This window comes from Paenarthrobacter sp. 2TAF44 (genome assembly GCF_052114885.1).
GTDB lineage: Bacteria > Actinomycetota > Actinomycetes > Actinomycetales > Micrococcaceae > Arthrobacter.
In genome coordinates, this window is sequence record NZ_JBFRFP010000011.1 from 58519 (window position 1) to 80223 (window position 21705).

At 62.3% G+C, this 21705-nt stretch carries 21 protein-coding genes; 12 read left to right on the plus strand and 9 right to left on the minus strand.

What is annotated here, in order from left to right; all coding sequences use genetic code 11:
- Positions 1 to 11: 11 nt before the first annotated feature.
- A complete protein-coding gene (zapE, locus tag AB4Z15_RS12330; RefSeq protein WP_442017507.1) occupies positions 12 to 1052 on the minus strand; it encodes a cell division protein ZapE in 1041 nt (346 codons plus the stop codon).
- A 211-nt stretch (positions 1053 to 1263) separates the two neighbouring features.
- Between zapE and AB4Z15_RS12335 the strand changes: the two genes are divergently transcribed.
- The 3 genes from AB4Z15_RS12335 to ybaK are packed head-to-tail and all read left to right on the plus strand — an operon-like array spanning position 1264 to position 3245.
- Positions 1264 to 2190: a sulfurtransferase gene (locus tag AB4Z15_RS12335; protein WP_442006527.1), complete on the plus strand. Its 927-nt coding sequence runs from the start codon at positions 1264 to 1266 to the stop codon at positions 2188 to 2190.
- A gap of 54 nt (positions 2191 to 2244) precedes the next feature.
- On the plus strand, positions 2245 to 2712 hold the full coding sequence (locus AB4Z15_RS12340; protein ID WP_442006526.1) for a SufE family protein: 468 nt from the start codon (positions 2245 to 2247) through the stop codon (positions 2710 to 2712).
- A 38-nt stretch (positions 2713 to 2750) separates the two neighbouring features.
- On the plus strand, positions 2751 to 3245 hold the full coding sequence (ybaK, locus tag AB4Z15_RS12345) for a Cys-tRNA(Pro) deacylase (protein WP_442006525.1): 495 nt from the start codon (positions 2751 to 2753) through the stop codon (positions 3243 to 3245).
- Positions 3246 to 3263: 18 nt separating this feature from the next.
- Here ybaK and AB4Z15_RS12350 read toward each other — a convergent pair whose 3' ends face one another.
- Positions 3264 to 4568, minus strand: a complete 1305-nt coding sequence (locus AB4Z15_RS12350) for an alpha/beta hydrolase family protein (protein ID WP_442017508.1) — start codon at positions 4566 to 4568, stop codon at positions 3264 to 3266.
- A gap of 137 nt (positions 4569 to 4705) precedes the next feature.
- On the opposite strand from AB4Z15_RS12350, the gene AB4Z15_RS12355 reads away from it, so the two are divergent.
- The 9 genes from AB4Z15_RS12355 (at position 4706) to AB4Z15_RS12395 (ending at position 14853) form a co-directional block, all read left to right on the plus strand.
- Complete coding sequence (locus AB4Z15_RS12355; protein ID WP_442017509.1) at positions 4706 to 5197, plus strand: hypothetical protein; 492 nt, start codon at positions 4706 to 4708, stop codon at positions 5195 to 5197.
- Positions 5198 to 5211: 14 nt separating this feature from the next.
- Entirely contained in the window at positions 5212 to 5688 is a 477-nt protein-coding gene (msrB, locus tag AB4Z15_RS12360; protein WP_442017510.1) for a peptide-methionine (R)-S-oxide reductase MsrB, read from the plus strand.
- A gap of 183 nt (positions 5689 to 5871) precedes the next feature.
- A complete protein-coding gene (locus tag AB4Z15_RS12365; RefSeq protein ID WP_442017511.1) occupies positions 5872 to 7239 on the plus strand; it encodes a DUF6421 family protein in 1368 nt (455 codons plus the stop codon).
- A complete protein-coding gene (locus AB4Z15_RS12370; RefSeq protein ID WP_442017512.1) occupies positions 7239 to 7967 on the plus strand; it encodes an SDR family NAD(P)-dependent oxidoreductase in 729 nt (242 codons plus the stop codon). The genes AB4Z15_RS12365 and AB4Z15_RS12370 overlap by 1 nt, the downstream gene beginning before the upstream one ends.
- Positions 7968 to 7989: 22 nt before the next feature.
- Positions 7990 to 9102, plus strand: coding sequence for a threonine aldolase family protein (locus AB4Z15_RS12375; RefSeq protein ID WP_442017623.1), 1113 nt, complete (start codon positions 7990 to 7992; stop codon positions 9100 to 9102).
- 69 nt (positions 9103 to 9171) lie between these two features.
- The gene (locus AB4Z15_RS12380; RefSeq protein ID WP_442017513.1) at positions 9172 to 9831 is read left to right on the plus strand and encodes a DUF3000 domain-containing protein; all 660 of its coding nucleotides are present in this window, start codon (positions 9172 to 9174) and stop codon (positions 9829 to 9831) included.
- 59 nt (positions 9832 to 9890) lie between these two features.
- A complete protein-coding gene (locus AB4Z15_RS12385) occupies positions 9891 to 11234 on the plus strand; it encodes an HRDC domain-containing protein (protein ID WP_442017514.1) in 1344 nt (447 codons plus the stop codon).
- A gap of 221 nt (positions 11235 to 11455) precedes the next feature.
- A complete protein-coding gene (locus AB4Z15_RS12390; protein ID WP_442017515.1) occupies positions 11456 to 12712 on the plus strand; it encodes a thiolase family protein in 1257 nt (418 codons plus the stop codon).
- Positions 12709 to 14853, plus strand: a complete 2145-nt coding sequence (locus AB4Z15_RS12395; protein WP_442017516.1) for a 3-hydroxyacyl-CoA dehydrogenase NAD-binding domain-containing protein — start codon at positions 12709 to 12711, stop codon at positions 14851 to 14853. Before AB4Z15_RS12390 ends, AB4Z15_RS12395 begins: the two co-directional genes overlap by 4 nt.
- 83 nt (positions 14854 to 14936) lie before the next feature.
- Here AB4Z15_RS12395 and AB4Z15_RS12400 read toward each other — a convergent pair whose 3' ends face one another.
- The 7 genes from AB4Z15_RS12400 to AB4Z15_RS12430 all read right to left on the minus strand — a co-directional run bounded on the left by AB4Z15_RS12400 (position 14937) and on the right by AB4Z15_RS12430 (position 21689).
- A complete protein-coding gene (locus AB4Z15_RS12400; RefSeq protein WP_442017517.1) occupies positions 14937 to 15914 on the minus strand; it encodes an aldo/keto reductase in 978 nt (325 codons plus the stop codon).
- A gap of 42 nt (positions 15915 to 15956) precedes the next feature.
- Positions 15957 to 16175 (minus strand): hypothetical protein, encoded by a 219-nt coding sequence (locus AB4Z15_RS12405; RefSeq protein WP_442017518.1) that lies wholly within the window; start codon positions 16173 to 16175, stop codon positions 15957 to 15959.
- Positions 16176 to 16207: 32 nt separating this feature from the next.
- A complete protein-coding gene (locus tag AB4Z15_RS12410) occupies positions 16208 to 16768 on the minus strand; it encodes a hypothetical protein (protein WP_442017519.1) in 561 nt (186 codons plus the stop codon).
- Positions 16765 to 17334 carry a DUF402 domain-containing protein gene (locus AB4Z15_RS12415; RefSeq protein ID WP_442017520.1) on the minus strand — a complete coding sequence of 190 codons (570 nt, stop codon included), beginning with the start codon at positions 17332 to 17334 and terminating at the stop codon, positions 16765 to 16767. Before AB4Z15_RS12415 ends, AB4Z15_RS12410 begins: the two co-directional genes overlap by 4 nt.
- Positions 17331 to 19304: a 1-deoxy-D-xylulose-5-phosphate synthase gene (gene dxs, locus AB4Z15_RS12420; protein ID WP_442006512.1), complete on the minus strand. Its 1974-nt coding sequence runs from the start codon at positions 19302 to 19304 to the stop codon at positions 17331 to 17333. Before dxs ends, AB4Z15_RS12415 begins: the two co-directional genes overlap by 4 nt.
- Positions 19305 to 19445: 141 nt before the next feature.
- Positions 19446 to 20294, minus strand: coding sequence for a PRD domain-containing protein (locus tag AB4Z15_RS12425; protein WP_442017521.1), 849 nt, complete (start codon positions 20292 to 20294; stop codon positions 19446 to 19448).
- 18 nt (positions 20295 to 20312) lie between these two features.
- Positions 20313 to 21689 (minus strand): glycoside hydrolase family 1 protein, encoded by a 1377-nt coding sequence (locus tag AB4Z15_RS12430; protein WP_442017522.1) that lies wholly within the window; start codon positions 21687 to 21689, stop codon positions 20313 to 20315.
- Positions 21690 to 21705 lie beyond the last annotated feature (16 nt).

Below are 21705 nucleotides of genomic sequence, written 5' to 3' on the forward strand. Positions count from 1 at the left end.
CCGGAACCGAATCAGGCAGGTTCGTGGTTCTGCCCCTCACGGGCAAGAGCCGTAAGCCGGGACACGGCACGGAAGTACTTCTTCATGTAGCCGCCCGTCATCATCTCTTCGGTGAAGAGTTTGTCGAAGGGGACGCCGCTGGCAAGAATCGGCACATCTTTGTCGTAGAGCCGGTCCGCGAGGACTACGAAGCGCAGCGCTACTGCCTGCTCGGTAATCGTCTCGACGTCGCGCCACACCACGGCTTCGATGCCTGAGATCAGCTGGCGGTAGCGGCTGGGGTGAACGCCGGCGAGGTGGTGCACGAGAGTGCCGAAGTCATCCACGGCAACTGTTTGTCCGTCGAACTCGGCATGCATGCGGTGCTTGAGCTCTTCAGTCTTCAACGGTGACGGAGCTGCGGGCAGGCCACGGTGGCGGAAGTCTTCGCCGTCAATCCTGACAACATCAAACTGATCGGCAAGGACCTGGATTTCCCGTTGGAAGTCCACGGCTGCGAAGCGTCCTTCACCCAAGGAACCCGGCAAGGTGTTGGAGGTTGCGGCCAGCTTTACGCCAGCGTCGGCCAGTTCACGCATCAGGCGGGACATCAGCACAGTATCGCCGGGATCGTCGAGTTCGAACTCGTCAATGCAAACCAGCTTGTAGTTGCTGAGGGCTTCCACGGTCTTGCGGAACGAGAGCGCGCCTACGAGGTTGGTGTATTCAACGAAAGTACCGAAGGCCTTGGGACCCGGAGACCGGTGCCAAAGGGAGGCCAGAAGGTGGGTCTTTCCGACGCCGAAGCCACCGTCAAGGTAAATGCCAGCACGGGTGGCGGGGGCCTTCTTGGCGAACAACTTCTTGAACAGGCCAATGCCGTCATCGGCTCCAACACCGTCAGCGAATGCGGACAGCAGCTTCACCGCATTGGCCTGGCTGGGCTGGGCAGGGTCCGGGCGGTAGCTATCGAACGATACCTCTCCGAATCGCGGAGACGGGTAGAAACCCTTAAGGAGTTCCTCCACGGAGACTGCCGGTGTGCGGGCAGCCAGTTGTTCGATCTGTACCACGGTGGTCCGTTCTTAGAGTATTTGGGTCCCCAGCAAGAATACCGGCATCGGGCGGCCCGAAAACGGTGACGTGACCAAGGCCATGTTTCACCATGTGACCAGCGGGGAAGCATTCCTCGCGGCCCATGGTTAGTGTTGGAGCACGCCGGGCCGGCAACTGATGCAGCTTCCAGGGCCTGGCTCCGCCCGTTGTCAGTGAAAGGCCATCATCATGTCCTACCCCGTTGAAGAAAACGAAAAGTTCGCGTCCTATGCGAACCCTGAACGACTCGTATCCACTCAGTGGCTTGCCGCAGCACTTGCCGAAGGCGCCATCGCCGACGGCAAGCTGGTGGTTGTGGAGTCCGATGAGGACGTCCTCCTGTACGAAACCGGCCACATTCCGGGTGCCGTAAAGATCGACTGGCATACGGACCTGAACGATGAAGTAACGCGCGACTACGTCGACGGTGCCGCATTCGCCGCTTTGGCTGCATCCAAGGGCATCTCCCGCGACACCACAGTGGTGATCTACGGTGACAAGTCCAACTGGTGGGCTGCCTACGCCCTCTGGGTCTTCACGCTGTTCGGACACGAAGATGTACGCCTGCTGGACGGCGGCCGCGACAAGTGGATCGCTGAAGGCCGCGAATTGACCACGGATGTACCGACGCCGGCCCCGGGCACCTACCCGGAAGTAGAGCGCAACGACGCTCCCATCCGGGCCTTCAAGGAGGACGTCCTGGCTCACCTGGGCAACCCCCTGATCGACGTCCGCTCCCCCGAGGAGTACACGGGCCAGCGCACCCACATGCCCGCGTACCCGGAAGAAGGCGCGCTGCGTGGTGGCCACATCCCCACTGCCGCTTCGATTCCGTGGGCCCGCGCTGCTGCTGAGGACGGCACCTACCGTTCCCGTGAGGAACTGGAAGCCCTCTACCTCGGCGAAGCCGGCCTGACGGCGGGCGACGACGTCGTGGCCTACTGCCGCATCGGCGAGCGGTCCAGCCACACTTGGTTCGCGCTTAAGTACCTGCTGGGCTTTGAGACCGTCCGCAACTACGACGGTTCCTGGACCGAATGGGGCAACGCGGTCCGCGTACCCATCGTCAAGGGCGCCGAGCGCGGTTCCGTACCGGCAGCCTTGGTCCGTAACTAGCGATACAACGTAACCAGCGATGCAATCAGCACCGTTGTGCGTAAGCTGGAAGTGATGAGTACCAACACTTTGCCCGCCGCGCTGGCGGAAATCGTCGATGACTTCCAGGCACTGACGGAGCCTGACCGCCTGCAACTGCTGCTCGAGTTCTCCCGTGGGCTGCCCGAACTTCCGGAGCGCCTCAAGGACCACCCGGAGCTGCTGGAGCAGGTTGTGGAGTGCCAGTCGCCTCTGTTCCTCACGATCGAATCCGAGAAGAACAAGGACGACGCCGAAGGCCCCCGCGCCTACCGGTTGTTTTTCAAAGCTCCCCCGGAGGCTCCCACCACGCGTGGATTCGCCGGGGTACTGCACGAAGGACTCGATGGGTTGACTGCCCAGGAAATTCTGGACGTTCCGGATGACATGCCGGAGTTGCTGGGATTGACCAGGGCTATCACTCCCCTGCGTATGCGCGGCATGACCGCCATGCTGGGCCGTATCAAGCGGAAAGTGGCGGCCGCAAGCCGCTTGGAACGCTGAGCCTTTCGATGAGGGAAGGCTGAGAGGCACCAGAAGGAATGGCCAAGAAGATGGCATCACAGGGAACGCCGGCCACTGCAGCACTCGCTGCGGCCGGCGTTCCCTTCGTGCTGCACCCGTACTCCCACGATCCGTCGGCCTCAAGCTACGGGCTGGAAGCTGCCGAAGTCCTTGGCATCGATCCCAAGCGGGTTTTCAAGACATTGATGGTGGAAGTCGAAGGCAAACTCGCCGTGGGCATCGTCCCCGTTTCCGGAAACCTGGACCTCAAGTCCGTGGCGGCAGCCCTGGGTTCGAAGAAGGCAGCCATGGCCGACCCCAAGGCGGCCGAGCGCAGGACAGGCTATGTCTTGGGCGGAATCTCTCCCTTAGGCCAGCGCCAACCCTCCCCCACTGTCCTGGACGAGTCGGCTTTGTCCTTTGACACCATCCTGGTGTCCGGTGGGCGACGCGGTCTCGACATCGAGCTTGCCCCAGGGGACCTGGTCCGGCTGACCAAAGCAGTGACGGCGCCCATCGGCGCCAAGGGCTAACATCACCCAGGGCTAATGTCACCCAGCCTGCGCGTTACCCTCCGACTGCCCGGCACGTTCTGACAGACCAGCAGCCTCCGACTGCCCGGGATTGTTCCGGGGAGCCAACTGACGCTGCAGCCATGAGCGAACCAGCCGTTCCCATTTCTCCGGGTCAACGTTCCACTCCTTCGTGTGCCGCGCTCCATGGAATGGTTCGAACGTCACCATGTCCGGGTTCTTCTCCGCAAGGCTCGCAGAAGGCTCAAACGGGACGTAGTCGTCGTCAACACTGTGGATCAGCAGGGTTGGGGTTCGTAGCTCAACGGCTCGTGCTTCCCAGTCCATCGCTTTGAAATCCACGGGAGCGGATAATCCGGTGAGCCTGCGGCCCAGTGGATGTCCGAGCATCAACTGTCCATAACGGCCCACGTTGTAGGGGATCCTGTTCATCTCTGCGTGGTGGGCCATCACGTTGACCCAATTGATGACTGGCGCGTCCAGCACCAAGGCCCGGATCAGGTGCCTGTGCTTGGAGAGATCTGCTGTCTGGAGGCTGATCGCTCCGCCCATGGACCAGCCGAACAGCACAACTTCCCGGGCACCGTTTGCCATCGCATATTCGATCGCAGCTTCCACGTCCCGCCACTCCGTGGAGCCCAGGCCGTACCGCCCATCGATCGCCGAGGGCGCAAGTCCATCATTGCGGTACGAAATCAGCAGGCTATCCAGTCCCAACTCCCGGGCGGTCCGAACAGCCCTGAGGCCTTCAAGCCTGGTGGCACCGCGGCCATGAACCATGATGGCCCAGATGGGTGCGTGGGTAGCGGCATCGGCCCGGACAAGCCATGCTGGTGCCTTTCCGACGTCGAGGTCGATCTCCACCTCCTCGGCGGCGAGGCCGATGGCCGCAGGATCCGGGTACGTTGCCCCGCTCCACCATCCCCGGCGGGCTTCAGCCAGATTGCCGCTGTAAACCTCTTCGACCTCGCGCAGCACCGTTTGTTCAGCTGGTGAGTAGGACACGATCCTGCCAATCCTGGCATGGCCTTTGCCGCCCTCGAAGAAGAGGCTGAACACGCCGTCGATGGTGGTGTCAGGGGTGGCCGCAAGGATGACCTGCAGTCCCTTGTCGCTGCGGATGAGGGCGAGAACCTCCTGGTCCTCATGACGGGCAGCGGGCGTAATGACGCGGCGGGCAAAATACACTGCGAGCGCGGAGGATCCTGCACCGACGAGTCCTGCGAGTGTCCCTCCGGTGAGGATTCCCGCGATGGCCCATTTGGTGCTCAGGGACATTTTCTTCTCTGCAGCGTTGCTTGCTGACCGGGTATTCAATGCCATGGCTCCATTGTCGCCGTTCAGTAGCCGTGGTCCATGCAGGTGGAGGGCGCGCGGCGGATTGGTTGCGGGGAATGGGCTGGCAGGAATTGAGTGCCGAAAATCTGCGTCGTCTTGTTCGGCGGGACTACGCTGTAGCCATGAGCGATCCCATCGTCATCCTGACAGAAGAGCCCCTTGGTCCCGACGACCGCGTCAATATCGCCAAATTGGTCGACGGCGGCGACGCACCTTTGGTTGTCCTGGTCCCGGCCAATACAGAGCGACATCTCCTGGTCGATTTCCTGGAGAACCTTTCCATGCTCGATATTGCCAAAGCGTTCCGGGAACTTGGCGGCCAGTCCCCCACTCCGGATGCTGAGAGGGCGGAGGCGTCGGAAACCCTGACGACTTCTTTGGCAGCGCTGGAAGGTTTGGGCGGCGGTGTCACAGGCGAGATTGTCGACGGCGGTGCCGTGGCCGGCTTGGTATCGAAGGTCCGGGCCCTGGACGCCGCGCAAGCTGTGGTGGTAACGCGTCCGCACGCAATCGCGGATACTTTCCACACGGATTGGGCCAATAAGGCGCAGGACCAGTTGGGGCTTCCGGTTCTTCACTTGTATGCGGGTTCGGGATTTATCGGCGACTCGTGAGCGTTGCATAAGACATGAACACTCCTGAGAACACCAGCAAGACCACGGGCGTGCCCATGGAGAAGTCCGACGCCCAGTGGCGTGATGAGCTAACCCCTGATGAGTACCAAGTGCTGCGCCAGGCCGGTACTGAGCGGCCTTACACCGGCGAGTACTGGGACACTCATACAGAGGGCGTTTATCAGTGCCGCGCTTGTGGCAGTCAGTTGTTCACCAGCCACGAAAAGTTTGATTCCCATTGCGGTTGGCCGTCTTTCTGGGCGCCGTTGGCGGAGGGCACGGTGCGTTACCTGCATGACCGCACCATGGGGATGGACCGGGTGGAAGTCCGGTGCGCGAACTGCGACTCGCATTTGGGTCACGTGTTTGAAGGCGAGGGGTACGGCACTCCCACGGATCAGCGGTTCTGCATTAATTCGATCTCGCTGCGGCTTGTGGAATCGAAAGAGCCAGTTGAGTCCATGGAGCCAGCTGAGTCCGACAAGAAGTAGGCCCTTCCGGGGCGGGCGGGCATGCCGCGCGCCCCGGAACGCACAGCTGCTGCATCTCGAGCACTTTGAAACAACCCTTTGCAACAGTCTTGCTTATGCTCAGCCCATTTTTGGATTAGCTAAGCTTTTCGGTTGCTACGCTCACATCAGAAATATGAACGACTTCTGAAAGGACGAGCATCAATGACCATCACTGCCACCGCCGCCCTCCCGCGTGTCGCTGCCGACAACATGGAGTGGACTGCGCTCAAGGCCGCTGCCACCAGACTTCAGGCGTTCCAGGAGCAGGACGGTTCCATTGCGGATCCGGCCGTCCACGCAGAAGCCGCACAACTGGTAGCAACGATTTCGGATGCCATCATCACGTTGGCCCCTCACTTCCCGCACGACGCCCGATACCTTGAACTGTTGGTGGAAGACTTCAGCCGCTGGGTCCAGGGCGGGTTTGGAGCTCCGGATTTCCTGGACTCCCTCCAGGCGTTCCAGCCGCAGGAGCAGCGTGTCGATGGCCTCCAGCATCTGGTGGTCTTCCCGATGTACACCCAGAACGGCAGCACCAACCGCTTGTTTGAAGCTGTCTTGATCGAGGTCATTTGGCCGGAGTTCATTGGCGGACTGGAAGCCGGCGAGTACTCCAACAAGCTCTTCGTTCCCATTCGTTTTGTTGATTTCACCCCGGGCTACGACACCAATTCGGCAGTCCTCTTCCCGGAGACAGTGGCTGTCCGCGAGACACCGACGTTCACGTGGGGCGCCATCTTTGCAGACCGCGAAGCGGCCCGCTTCCGCCGCGTACTCAAAGCTGCGGCTGCCACCACATCACTTGTGCTCCCTGCGGACGCCGCGGAGCTCCTTGAAGACCAGGAACTCACCCAGCGCACTTTCGTCATGTGGGACTTGATCCACGACCGCACGCACATGCGAGGCGACCTTCCCTTTGATCCGTTCATGATCAAGCAGCGCATGCCGTTCTTCCTCTACTCCCTGGAAGAGCTCCGCTGCGACCTGACGGCCTTCCGGGAGTCAGTACTCATCGAAAAGGACGAGAACGCCGATCCTGATGCCCGCAGGCATGCCAAGCTGGTGCAGTACGCGGTGATTTTTGACCGGATCTTCCGGTTCGCCATCACCGGCAGCCGCGTCCGCAATTACGACGGCCTTGGTGGCCAGCTCCTGTTCGCGTGGATGCACCAACACCACGTGCTGCACTGGACGGACAGCAAGCTCAGCATCGACTGGGATGAAGCAGCAGACGTAGTTGTGGAGCTCGGTGCCAGGATCGAAGAGCTGTACTGGCGTTCCATCGACCGCCCGAAGGCCTCCCACTGGCTTGCGGCCTATGAACTCATTTCCGGTACAGTGACTCCACACCCGGCGTCGATCTGGGCCAAGGGCCCTGAAGCCCTGCCTTTGAACGGTGCCCCCCGCGGCCTTACCGACCAGGTCCTGGACGATGAGTTCCCGCTGTCCATGTTCTACGAAGCATTGGAGAAGAAAATGCGCCCTGTTATCGAATCCACTACCGGCATCACTGGCGCGACGGCGGCCTGATGAGCCCACTGACAGTCCTGGTGACCGGCGGCAGCAGCGCGTCCGGTGTAGCTGCGGCGCGCGCTTTGGCGGCCGCCGGTCACAGGGTTTTCACCATCGGTTCAGACGATGTCCGCATCAAGGCCGCATCCTTGGAGGCCGGTGATGGCGTAACCCCGCTGGTTTGCGATCTCGCCAGCCTTGATTCTGTTCGCGAACTTGCAGAGACGATTCATCAGCTCGGCGTCGAGCGAATAGACGGCGTCGTCCATCTGGTGGGCGGCTGGCGCAGCGCGACCGGCATCGAGGACCAGTCCGACGACGACTGGGAATCCCTTGAAGAGGGCGCGATTACCACCCTGCGCAACGTCTCGCGCGTTTTCTATCGCCAGTTGGAAGAGTCACCCCATGGCCGCTTTGCCATGGTCTCATCCACCGTCGTGTCTGCACCGACCGCCGCAACGGCCAGCTATGCAGCTGCCAAGGCCGCGGCGGAAGCCTGGACCCTCGCGGTAGCCGACGGTTTCCGGCAGGATCAGTCAGGAAACAAGCAAGCCCCGGCGCCTCAACACAGCGCCGCGGTGATTTTCGTGGTCAAATCCCTCGTCGATGCCGCTATGCGGCGCGCTCACCCGGAGCGGCGCTTCCCCGGCTACACGGACGTCGAAGAACTGGCTGCCTCCGTCGTCGAACTCTTTAGCGAACCGGCGGACACCCTCAACGGCCAGCGCATCCTGCTGGCCAAATAGACTTGAAAGCGTGAATGAACCAGTGACGAGCACAACAGAGGCGCTCCACAGCGCCACCGCCACAACCGGCCACGGCCAACTCCACGACCCCTCGGTTCGAGGCTTTGCTTCGGACAATTATTCCGGAGTCCACCCCGAGGTCCTCGCTGCTCTGGCTTCAGCCAACGGAGGCCACCAGGTCTCCTATGGTGAGGACGTTTACACCGCCCGGCTCCAGGAGGTCCTGGAACAGCAGTTCGGCAGCGGCATCGAAACCTTCCCGGTCTTCAACGGCACAGGCGCCAACGTCCTGTCCCTGCAATCGCTCCTCCCCCGCTGGGGTGCCGTCATTTGCGCATCCACGGCGCACATCAACATGGACGAGAATGGTGCGCCCGAGCGGGTTGGCGGTATCAAGCTGCTGCAGATACCCACCGAAGACGGAAAGCTCACGCCTGCGTTGATCGACCGCGAAGCCTGGGGCTGGGGGGATGAGCACCGCGCTCAGCCCCTGGTTGTCTCCATTACCCAGACCACCGAGTTGGGCACGTGCTACACCCCTGAAGAAGTACGGGCCATCGCCGATCACGCCCATGCCAAGGGCATGAAGTTGCACATGGATGGAGCGCGGCTGGCAAACGCGGCAGCACACCTTGGCGTTCCCCTGCGTAAGTTCACGCGCGACGCCGGTGTGGACATCCTGTCGTTCGGCGGCACCAAGAATGGACTGCTTTTTGGTGAAGTCGTGGTTGCCCTCAACCCTGAAGCCGCCGACGGCCTGAAATTCCTTCGCAAAATGAACATGCAGCTGGCTTCGAAGATGCGCTTCATCTCGGCGCAATTCATCGCCTTGCTGGAGGACGGACTGTGGCTACGGTCAGCTGCCCGCGCCAACGCGATGGCAGCACGCCTGCGCTCGGCCATCGAGGGTATCGACGGCGTGGAGCCCACCCAGGCCACACAGTCGAACGGCGTCTTCGCGATTCTGCCCGGCGGAGTCGCCGACCGCCTGCGCTCATCCTTCGCCTTTTACGATTGGGACGCTGCCCGTGGTGAAGTCAGATGGATGTGCTCCTTCGATACCACGGAGGAAGATATCGACGCCTTCGTCGCCGCCATTAAGCGGGAGCTGGCCACCGATTTGGCGGCCGGCTAACAAGTGAACAAGGAATTGTCCGGGGCGGCGAGCCTGCAGGGATTCGCTGCCCCGGACGCATAATCTGCGATGGTGAACGCCCTCGCCCAGGTTCCCTCGGAATTTCTTTCCGCCTTGGGATCGCTACGAAAAGCACAATGCCGCAGCGAACTGCGGTTGGACGAAATCCCTGCGCCCGCCCGTCTGGCACCATACGCTGTGGCCCTTGGAGCGGAAGTCTTCAGCCCGACGGCAGCCACCCGCCAAATTCCGGTCCACGGCCCTGCAGCCAAAGCCTTCGCCGAAAAGCAGAACGCCAGCCCTCCGGATGAAGAGGACGACGAGCTGGCTACCGGCCGTTTCATCCTGCTGTACGACCCCGATGGATCGGCAGTATGGGAGGGCGAATTCAGGATTGTCACCTACATCCGCGCCCAGATGGACGCCGAGATGGGAAATGACGCCATGCTGGGTTCCGTCGCCTGGACCTGGCTTGTGGAAGCCCTTGAAAACCATGCTGCCCAGTACCGCGCTGCGGGAGGTACTGCAACAAGGATTCTTTCGGAGAGCTTCGGCACCCTGTCCGATCGCCCCGACACAATAGATATAGAGCTGCGTGCCTCCTGGACACCTGCCACGGCAAATGTGCAAGCGCACCTGGAAGCCTGGTCTGACATGGTTTGCACGTTCGCCGGACTGCCACCCTTGCCCCCAGGCGTCACCGGACTACCCAACAGGAGGCTCAATTGATAGCCCTGAATTCGTCCGCAAGGACCTGCCGCAGCAGGAATCGGTAAGCTTAAGCCACCATGACCCCTGAAAACCTGGATAAAACCACAACCGGCGATCCGGTTGCTGATCCCACCACCCACATCAAAGTTGAAGGCTTCGACAGCCACATCCCTGAAGTCATCGATCTCGATACCCCGCGCGAAGGCGTGCCCCTGGTCATCGATACCTTGGCAGGCCTGGAGCGATGTGCCGCGGCTATTGCGGCCGGAACCGGGCCGGCCGGCGTCGACGCCGAACGCGCTTCCGGATTCCGCTACGGCCAGCGCGCCTTCCTCGTACAAATCCGGCGCGAAGGAGCCGGCACCTGGTTGATTGACCCCGAACCGTTTGACAACCTGAACATCGTCAATGATGCGCTGCGCGGTGTCGAATGGATCCTGCACGCTGCCACCCAGGACCTTCCCTGCCTTTCCGAGCTGGGCATGTGGCCGGACAAACTCTTCGATACCGAACTTGCGGCCCGGCTGGCCGGACTCCCTCGCGTCGGGCTCGCTGCCGTCATCGAACAGCTGCTTGGGTTCGGTCTCGCCAAAGAACATTCCGCCGCAGACTGGTCAACACGGCCGCTGCCGGAGCCTTGGCTGCGCTACGCTGCCCTAGACGTCGAAGTCCTGGCTGAACTGCGCGAGGAGCTCATCGAACTTCTTCAGGCCGACGGCAAGCTCGGATTCGCAGAGCAGGAATTCGAGGGAATCCTGGCTGCCGGTATCGCACCCCCAAGGGTGGATCCATGGCGGAAGACATCCGGACTCCACCAGATCCGTGACCGCCGCCAGCTGGCCGCCGTTCGGGAACTGTGGGAGGAGCGGGATCAACTGGCCCGCAAGCGTGACGTCGCTCCCGGACGGCTCATCCCCGATTCCGCCCTCGTCGCAGCAGCCAAGGCGCTTCCCACCACCGTTCCCCAGCTCCTGGCCACCAAAGGCTTCCATGGCAGGTCAGCCCAGCGCGAAGCCCCCAGATGGCTGCGGTGCATAACCACAGCCCGCACGCTCACGGAACTGCCTCCCCTGCACTTGGTCACCAACGCCCCGCCGCCGCCACGCGTATGGGTGGACAGGGATCCGGCAGCTGCCGCACGCCTTGCCACAGCCCGCCCCGCGCTCCAGGAAAAGGCCGACGAACTCAAGCTACCTATCGAGAACCTACTCACCCCGGACTACCTCCGCCGCGTGGCGTGGCGGCCGCCGTCGGACGTTTCACTGGAATCGATAGCCGATGAGCTACGCACCCTGGGTGCGCGGGAATGGCAAATCTCCTTCGCAGCGCCCATCCTGACTGAGGCATGCTTGAACCCAAAGCCACTCCCCGGCAAGGAGTCCAAGTCGAGGGAAGCGCAGCAATCCAAGGACTCCGACTGATTCATTACCTTGCCCCCTGGGCCCGTCACCCGAACTTCGGTTCGAGGTGGCGGGCCTTTTGCGTCCCGGGACACGTCAGGCATCCGCAGCATCTTGCATCCTAACCACCTTGCACCCCCATCTACCTTGCACCCTAAGTTACTCACGAGTAACATTGCATTAATGCCAATCGGAGACCGCTCTGCGGAATCCAGCACCATGTCTCAACGAGGAGTTAACACATGAGTCCATCACGCAGTGCTCAGAGGAGCGTCCGCGACGTCGTGTTCGTGGATGGTGTGCGGACACCCTTCGGCAAAGCCGGCGAGAAAGGCATCTACGCTGGTACGCGCGCTGATGACCTCGTCGTAAAGTGCATCCGCGAGCTGATGCGCCGCAATCCGTCGTTGCCTGCTGACCGCATTGACGAGGTAGCCATCGCCGCGACAACCCAGACCGGCGATCAAGGCCTCACCATTGGCAGAACGGCGGCCCTTCTGGCAGGCCTTCCCCGCACGGTGCCCGGCTTCGCAATCGACCGCATGTGCGCTGGAGCCATGACAGCAGTGACGACGACGGCGAGTGGCATCGGCTTCGGCGCGTACGACGTCGTCATTGCCGGCGGCGTGGAGCACATGGGCAACCACCCCATGGGGTCCGGCGCTGATCCCAATCCGCGTTTCATGTCAGAGCGGCTCGTGGATCCCGCAGCGCTGAATATGGGCAACACGGCCGAGAATTTGCACGACCGCTTCCCGGCCATCACCAAGGACCGAACGGACGCCTACGCTGCCGCTTCGCAAGCGAAACTGGCCCAAGCATATTCCCGCCAGCAGATCCAGAACGACCTCGTCCCGGTGGCCACTATGAAGCCAGGGCAGGGTTGGGCATTGCACACCGCGGATGAGCCACCCCGTCCAGGAACCACGGTGGAGGATCTTGCCGAACTGCGTACACCCTTCCGGGCCCATGGACGGGTCACGGCGGGCAACGCAGCAGGCTTGAACGACGGCGCCACCGCTGCGGTACTCGCTTCGGCGGAAGCTGCGGCGGAATTGGGCCTGCCCGTGAAGATGCGCTTGGTCTCCTATGCCTTCGCAGGAGTGGAACCGGAAGTCATGGGGATCGGTCCCGTGCCAGCCACGGAAAAGGCCCTCAAAAACGCGGGCCTCGCCATCGAGGACATTGGATTGTTCGAGATCAACGAGGCCTTCGCGGTACAGGTCCTGAGCTTCCTTGATCACTTCGGCATCGCGGATGACGACCCCCGGGTCAACCGCTATGGCGGGGCGATCGCCGTCGGACATCCGCTTGCTTCCTCAGGCGTTCGGTTGATGAACCAACTGGCCCGGCAATTCCAGGAAGACCCCTCGGTCCGTTATGGCATCACCACCATGTGCATCGGCCTGGGCATGGGCGCCACAGTGATCTGGGAGAACCCGAACCACGCTGACTTCGAATCGTCCCTCCAGACCACTACAGAAGGAGCCGCCGCATGAGCGCCACAGAATTCCAGAAGCTCGCCTCCCTCTTCCCCGACGAGATCGTGACGCATTCCTACGTCCAGGACATCCAGCTTCCAGGCGGTGCAGGCACCTTTGCCTTAATCACCCTGGACAACGGACTGGACCACTCCAAACCCACCACGCTGGGGCCAAACACCCTGGTGGAATTGGGCGAAGTCCTGGATGGACTCAAGGAGCGTGCCGCCAAGGGTGAAATCGTAGGGGTCGGAGTGACCGGCAAACCATACTTCCTGGTGGCCGGCGCAGACTTGTCTGCCGTGAAGACCCTCAAGGAACGCGAGCATGGCCTGTGGATGGCCCAGCTTGGACACGCTGTGTACTCCACCCTGGCCAACCTCGGGGTGCCCAGCTTCGCCTTCATTAATGGTCTGGCGCTCGGCGGCGGACTCGAGATCGCCCTGCAATCCACCTACCGGACCGTCTCCACCGGCGCAGGTTCCCTCGCACTCCCTGAGGCGTTTATTGGCCTTGTTCCGGGCTGGGGCGGCGTCTACATTCTCCCCCGCTTGATCGGACCCGAAAACGCCGTCAAGGTAATGATCGAGAACCCGCTCAGCAACAACCGCACACTCACCGGCCCGGAAGCGTTTGAGCTCGGTATCGCCGATGCCATCTTCGAGCCGGCCGACTTCGTGGAGCAGTCCCTGGCGTGGGCTGCCCGTGTCATTACCGGCAAAGAAACCCCAGTGCGGAAGAACGCCGTCGACCCCTCGGACGAAGGCGTCGCCAGCCGCTGGGCTGCGGCGGTTTCCGCAGGCCGTGCGTTTGTTGAGGCGAAGACCTCCAATGCTTCGCCCGCGCCTGCCAAGGTGCTGGACATCATGGAAGCAAACCGCACCATGAGCCAAGGCGAATCGGCGGAGCTGGAATGTGAGACCCTTGCCGGCCTGATGCAGACGGATGAGTTCCGCTCCACCGTGTACGCTTTCCTGGACCTCGTGCAGAAGCGCTCCAAGCGGCCTGCAGGCGCACCGGACCGGAAGCTGGCCCGCCCGGTCACCAAGGTAGGCGTGGTAGGCGCGGGGCTCATGGCAAGCCAGCTGGCGCTACTTTTCGCCCGCCAGCTCAAGGTGCCGGTCGTCATGACCGACATCGATCAGGCCAGGGTGGACAAGGGCGTCGCGTACGTCCACGCAGAGGTCGACAAATTGCTGGCAAAGAAGCGAATCAAGGCCGACGCCGCCAACCGGACCAAGGCGCTCGTCACCGGTTCGGTGTCCAAGGCAGTCTTCGCTGATGCCGATTTCGTCATCGAGGCCGTGTTTGAAGAGCTGCACATCAAGAAGCAAGTCTTCGCCGAAGTGGAAGAGATCGTCTCCACCGAGTGCATCCTCGCCACCAACACTTCCTCGCTGTCCGTAACCGCCATGGCCGAGGACCTACGGCACCCGGAGCGGCTGGTGGGCTTCCATTTCTTCAACCCTGTTGCCGTCATGCCGCTCCTGGAAATTGTCAGGGCGCCAAAGACTGACGACGCCGTGCTGGCTACTGCTTTTGAGCTCGCCAAGGGCCTGAAGAAGACCGCCGTCCTGGTTAAGGACGCGCCGGCGTTCGTCGTGAACCGCATCCTGCTCCGCCTCATGGGCGAAGTCATCGCCGCTTTCGACGAAGGCACCCCCGCCGAGGTGGCAGACACCGCTTTGCGTCCCATGGGCCTGCCGATGACTCCCTTCACCTTGAGCGCCATGGTGGGACTGCCGGTCGCACAGCATGTGCAGGAGTCCCTCCATAATGCCTTCGGAGACCGTTTCCCCGTTTCACAGAACCTGCAGAAGCTCATCGACAACGGCGTAAAGTCCCTCTGGGTCCCCGGTCCGGATGGAAAGCCAGTCATCCCGGCTGAGACCTTGGCCATCATGTCCTTCGGTAACACTCCCTCCACACGCGAGGAAGTGCTGCGGCGAACCCAGGACGCACTGGCCGAGGAAATCGGACTGATGCTTGAAGAAGGCGTGGTTGCCGGGCCTGAGGACATCGACCTCTGCGTCATCATGGGTGCGGGCTGGCCCATGTTCCTGGGCGGCATCACTCCCTACTTGGACCGCGTTGGCGCCTCTGAACGCGTCAATGGCAAGCGTTTCCTGGCACCCGGCGTCGCCTCCGCCCCGGCCTAAACCGGAAAGTAGGCAGAGTAGGGGCAGTGGCCGGAGCGAAAGCCCGTGCCACTGCCCCTCCTTGTTTACGAGCGCTTTTGTGTCTAGAAGAGTGCCACCTTGGGAGCACGGGGGAAGATGTCGTCCAGTTCCTCGCGCTCCTCCTGGCTCGGGATCCAGCACACTGCTTCCGCGTTCTCACGAATCTGCTCCGGACGCGTCGCTCCAGCGATGACACTGCCGACGCCGGGTTGGGCTGCCAACCACGAGAATGCCAGCTGGAGTTCGGTGATGCCCCTCTCCTTGGCGAACTGACCAAAGCGGCCCAGCTGCTGCCAATCGGCATCATGCACCAGATTGGTCCGTGTGTGGCTCAGGCGGGAACCCTCGGGGGCATGGCCGGCGGAGTACTTGCCTGTGAGCAGGCCATTGGCCAGGGGGAAATACGGAAGCACACCAAGCGAGAAGGCGCTGGCTGCCGGAATGACCTCGAGCTCGGCCCGGCGGTCCAGCAGGTTGTAGTGGTTCTGGGTTGAAATGAAGCGGACCCCTCCAGACTGCCGCCCAACGTACTCGGCTTCGGCGATCTGCCACCCAGCGAAGTTCGAGTGACCGATGTAGCGGACCTTGCCGCTGGTGACCAGGACATCCAACGCTGCAAGGGTTTCCTCAATGGGCGTCTGTGGGTCCGGGGTGTGGAACTGGTAGAGGTCGATCCACTCCGTGCCCAGCCTGCGCAGTGAGGCTTCAACCGCCTTGAGGATGTAGCGCCGGGAACCGCGCGCGCCAAAGTCGTTGCCATTGGCCCCGTGCATATCCATGCCGAACTTGGTACCGATGACGACGTCGTCGCGATGTCCCTTCAGCGCCTTGCCAAGCATGGTCTCGCTGAGGCCAGGCTCCCGGCCGTAAACATCTGCGACGTCGAAGAACGTCACCCCGGCATCGATCGCGGCGCGGACAACGGCATCCGTGCCTTCCTGCGACTCCGTGGGAGTGTTGGCGCGCCCCAGGTTGTTACAACCCAGCCCTACAGCTGAGACGGTCAGTCCGGAGTGGCCAAGGCGTCGATATTCAGTCATGGAACCCAGCCTATAACGCTCTTCCGGGGACTATGGCCGATGTTAGCGCGAGCCGAAAGTGATGCCGGATTCCTCCATTGCTTCCTCGAGCTGGGCAATGGCTACCGGCCCCATGCCGTGGAGCTTGGAGGCCTTCTGTTCGCCAAGCTCAGCCAGCTGTTCCAAAGTTTCGATGCCTTCGTGGGCCAGGGCGCGTTTTGCCGGCGCCGCAAGGCCCTTGGGCAGCGGCGTATGTCCGGGCCAATTGCTCTTGGACGACATGGAACATCCCTCCTGAGTGCGTTAGGTCCTACTTAGAGGGTAAAGCCCACACCTTGCTTGGGCGAGTGCTTCACGCGGAATGCGGTGGGGTCGCTGTGCGGAGCCGCTGCGATGGAGAGCTTGGTGAAATCCAGGTCCTCATTGCGAACGCAGATCTTGATGGCATTGACGGCCTTGTTGACATCCGGGCACAGGCAAAAAACGTTCAGACGCGAGTTTCCGATCTCCGTGCGGTCCACGATTCCCAGTCCTCGCCAAGCCAGTTCGCCCGTGAGCGCGGCCTTTGCCTTGCGCTCAAAGTAACGGTCACGTTCAGTGCCGTCCTTGGTCTTCAGCGCAAACTGTGCAACCACCCAGAACTGCTCGGACTCCGGGATCTCGGCGTATCCGTCCTCTTCACACTGGGCAGCGAAAGCCGCCATCAAACCGTCTACCGAAGTGTCGTCGTCAACGTCTGTTTCATCGGTCTTGCTTTGGTGGCCCACAACGCCGTGATTGATCACGAACTGGTGGTCGTCGTCGTCGTACCAGGCTTCACGGAAGTGAAGTACTCCCTCGTCGTCGCGTTTGTATGCGCGGATAATGCCGCTCATGTTCGTCCTTTCCTGAACCACTCTGCACTGGTGTTGCTGGTGCCCTCGACGTCGAATGGAGCCTTCATGGCCTCCACTCCCTCACGAAGGGCTGCGCACTCCGCACGCATGGTTTCCACGATTTCTGCGGGATATCCCATGCCTGCCCTGTGGTCCTCAAACTCATCCTCGTCATCGACAAACACACCGTGAAGGGTGGATCGGATGACGTCCAGGTCCATATCGATCATGTGGAACTCGGTAACGCCTGGCCTGATGGTGTTCCATCCATGACCGGTTGCCAGGTCTACGTAGATCCGGAAGTCACCCGGGTAGGTGACGTCATAGAAAGTGGCCACGAATTCGCCGGTCCGCGGTACCAGCAGGACTGCATCCGAGGCTGTGTAGAAGGCAGCACCGGGACGAGAACAGAACTCCCCCGCGCCTTGGAAAATCCACCAGCCGTGGATGTCCTCACCCAAGTAGCGGCCGGGTACAACCCAGTGCGCCTTGCCGTTCCACTTCCTGTTTCTCGCCACCACGAGGTCGCCGGGCTGCAGGGAGCCCGGCTCGCGATCGGGGCTCACAGCTTGGGCAGACTGCCGGTGGTGGGGTGTTCCTGACCTGGCAGAGGCCGCGCAAAGGGGACTTTTGTCCCCAGGACCTGCGCTACGACGTCGTGGGCTATCTTCTGTGCCGTCAGTCCGACGCGCTCCAGGACCTGGCTCCTGGATCCGTGCACCAGGAACTCAACGGGCAAGCCGACCTCGTTCAAAGCCGTATCAACGCCGGCTGCGCGCATTTCCTGGCGGATGCGTGAACCCACGCCGCCGGCGCGGACGCCGTCTTCGATGCAGATGACCAGGCGGTGCCTGGCGGCAAGGGCGATGATTGATCTGCGGACAGGCAGAAGCCAGCGGGGATCGACCACCGTTGAGCTGATTCCCTGGGCGCCAAGGCGGCCGGCGACATCCAGGGCGAGCTCGGACATCGCGCCAACACTGATAATGAGGACGTCGTTTTCGGTGGAACCCTCGGGACGGCGTGCCAGGATATCCACGCCGTCGTGGAGCCGCTCAATGGCCTCCACTTCAGAGCCGACGCTGCCCTTGGAGAACCGCACCACGGTGGGGGCGTCATTGATGGCGACCGCCTCGCGCAGTTCTTCCCTGAGCCGGGTGGCGTCGCGCGGAGCGGCTAAATGGAGTCCTGGGACAATCTGGACCATCGCCATGTCCCACATGCCGTGGTGGCTGGGACCGTCCGGTCCTGTGACGCCTGCACGGTCCAGGACAATGGTGACCCCCGCCTTGTGGAGTGCGACATCCATCAAGAGCTGATCGAAAGCACGGTTCAGGAAGGTTGCATAAACCGCCACCACCGGGTGCAGGCCACCGAAGGCCATCCCGGCAGCAGACGTGAGCGCATGCTGTTCGGCGATACCGACGTCGATAACGCGTTCAGGATGGCGCTCCGCAAACTTGTGCAGACCAACGGGTATCAGCATTGCCCCGGTGATGCCGACAACGTCAGGACGCTCATCAGCGATGTCGGCGATTTCCTCGGCGAAGACCGAGGTCCAGGACCTGGCGCCGGGCCTTTCGGTCGGCTCACCTGTCTCTGGATCGATGATTCCCACAGCGTGGAACTGATCGGCCTCGTTGGCAAGGGCGGGAGCATATCCGTGGCCCTTTTCCGTCATGGCATGCACGATCACCGGGCCACCGTAGGCTTTGGCCGTGCTGAGAGCGTGCTCCATGGCTTGGAGGTTGTGTCCGTCCACCGGACCGATGTACTTCATGCCCAGGTCTTCAAACATTCCCTGGGGCGCCCACCAGTCCTTGATGCCCTTTTTCATGGCGTGCAGGCTCTTGTAGGTGAACTGGCCTACCGGACCGCCGTCCTGGAGCTTCTTCTTCCACCAGTCAAGCATCCGCTCATAGGCCGGTGTGGTCCGCAAAGTGTCGATGGTGGGGCGCAGCGATGCCAGGTAGTCGGCAAAACCGCCCACAGTCGGTGCATAGGAGCGGCCGTTGTCATTGACCACAATCACCACGCGGCGCCGCTTATCAGCGGCAATATTATTGATTGCTTCCCAGGTCATGCCACCAGTAAGGGCACCGTCACCTACAACCGCGACGACGAACCGATCGCCTTCGCCGGTCAACTGCCGGGCGCGGGAAATGCCGTCCGCCCAGGACAAGGACGAGGAAGCGTGGGAGCTTTCGACGATGTCGTGCTCGGATTCGGCGCGGTCGGGGTAACCCGAGAGGCCGCCCTGCTGGCGCAGCGTACTGAAGTCCTGCCTGCCCGTGAGGAGCTTGTGGACATAGGACTGGTGCCCGGTATCAAAGACAACGCTGTCCCGGGGAGACTCGAAGATGCGGTGTACGGCAAGCGTGAGCTCGACGACGCCGAGGTTGGGACCCAGGTGTCCACCGGTAGCGGCTACGTTGGTAATCAGGAAGTCCCTGATCTCGCCGGCCAGCTGTTCCAGCTCTTGGCCGGACAGCTTGGCCAGGTCCTGTGGATCCTTGATGGTTTCCAAGAGTCCCAACGGCCCTCCTTAGGGTGAATGACGTGCTTGTTAACTTTAGCGCGTGCCCGGGGCCAACATTTTCGCGCCTGTGTGGGGAACGAATACGCGTCCGGGGAACGCCAACAGCCCCGGCTCCGCGGGGAACGGCGCATCCGGGCTCTAGCGGTATTCACTCACGTCCGCTACCAGGCGTGCGACGTGCAAGGCCAGGTATGCCACCTCGTCCCGGGTGAGGCTGGTGTCCAGTCCCATTTCCAGGAGGTACTGGATCTTGGCGGAGCACACGACGGCCTCCGGGTGGCTCTGAATGATCGCGTCCACCAGCACGGAGGACTTCTCGGAGATCTGTTTGCCCGAGGCGACTCGGCTGAACAGGTATCTCAAATGCGTGACGAAGCGTGCCGCGTTCATGGACTGCTGGTCCACGGTGAAGCCGAAAGTCTTATCCACCAGCGCGAATGCCTGCGCGATGACACCAGTCATCTGCATGGCCTTCTCCATGCCGGGCGTGGCGAACTGAGCGTTCACGAAGTGCATGGCCAGGGCCACCGCCTCGTCGTCATGCAGCCTCACCCCCAGCGACGCCTCCACCAGGCCCAACGCCTCGCGTCCCGTGGCCAGCTCCTTCGGGTAAAGCTGGGAGACCTCCCAGACCAGCGGGAACTGGGCGGGGATCCCCTCTTGCAGCCGTTCGACGGCGAAGCTGAGGTGATCCGCGAGCGGCACCACCAGGGCTTGGCTGACCCGCAGGTCGAGCCGCTTCTGCGCCAGCTCCGCGACCTCGCCGGCTGCATTCAGACAGTCCAGGGGGATGTCATCCAGGAAGCGGGCGAGCCGTTCCAGATTGGCGTTCTCCGCCGCAACGAAGACCTGATCCGCCACCTCGCGGGAGATCTCGTCACCTGGCCTGCGGCCGTGCCCGAGGCCGCGGCCGATCACCACGAGGTCCTTGCCGTCGACATCGACCGCCAGCACCGCGTTGTTGTTGAGCACGCGCTTGACTTGCACGTCTCACCGTTCCTTCCGTCAAAAAATCATGGTGGTGGTGCGGGGCGGATTCTGCCCCGCACCCCACCCCAGCGGGCGGTCCACATAGATAAAGCCGTACCGCTTGGAGATGCCCTGATGCGTGGACACCAAGTCGATCGCCGTCCACGGGCAGTAGCCGAACACGTCCACGCCGTCGCTGATGGCCAGCCGGATCTGCTCCAGGTGCAGGCGCAGGAACTCGATCCTGTAATCGTCCCGCACTCTGCCGTCCACCAGCTCGTCAAAGGCACCCAGCCCGTTCTCGGTGATGATGAGCGGCAGCTGATAGCGGTCCCAGAGCCGGCGCATGGTGGTGCGGAACCCCACCGGGTCGATCTCCCAGCCGAAGGCATTGACGGGCAGATGCTCATTCTTCACCGCACGGTAGAGGCCCACCTCGCCCCGCACGATCTGCTGGTCCCCGCCCCGCACTTGGATGTCCGAGGAGTCCCCACGGGACGCACCGACCGTCTGAGTCGAGTAGTAGTTGAACGCGAGGAAATCCGGCTTGGCCGCAGCCAGCAGCTCAAGATCACCATCCAGGATCTCCGGCTCCCAGCCCTTGGCACAGAGGTAGGCCCACGCCAGATTGTGGTACCTGCCCCGGACGGACAGGTCCACATAGAGCAGGTTGCGAATGGCATCCCAGTCATCCGCCGCGATGATATCCTCCGGCGCGCAGGTGGCCGGGTAGACGGACACGATGTTCGGGGCCGGCCCGATCTTCGCCTCAGACAGCAGCTCATGACAGAGCACCATGGCCCGCGCCTGCGCCAGGAACATGTGGTGGTTCTGCTGATAGAGCTCCTTTCCTCCCACCTGGCCACTGCGTCCGGTGGTCCCGATGGCGCGACCGTGCAGGATCATCATGTTCTGCTCGTTGATGGTGAGCCAGTACTTCACCTTGGAGCCATACTCCTGAAAAAGTACCCGGGCGTAACGCTCGAAGGCGTCGATGGTGGCCCGCTCCGACCAGCCGCCCTTGGCGTCCAGCGCTGCGGGGAGGTCGAAGTGGTACATGGTCACGACAGGCTCGATGCCGTTGGCCAGGAGCTCGTCAATCACCCGATGGTAATGCGCTACGCCGGCCGGGTTCACCGCGCCGTCGCCGTCCGGGATGATCCGGGTCCATGCGATGGAGAAGCGGTAGGCGTTCAGACCCATCTCAGAGAACAACTCCACGTCCTCGGCGTAGCGGTGGTAGTGGCCCGCCGCCACGGTGAAGTCCGTGACGCCGTCCGGCCTGTGCATGTGGATGTCGATCACGGACGGGCCTTTGCCGTCGGCGTCCCAGCCGCCCTCCACCTGATAGGCGGAGGTGGAGGCTCCCCAGAGAAAGTCCTCAGGGAACGGGGTGAGCTGCTCGTGCTGCATTCTGCGGTTCCTTTCG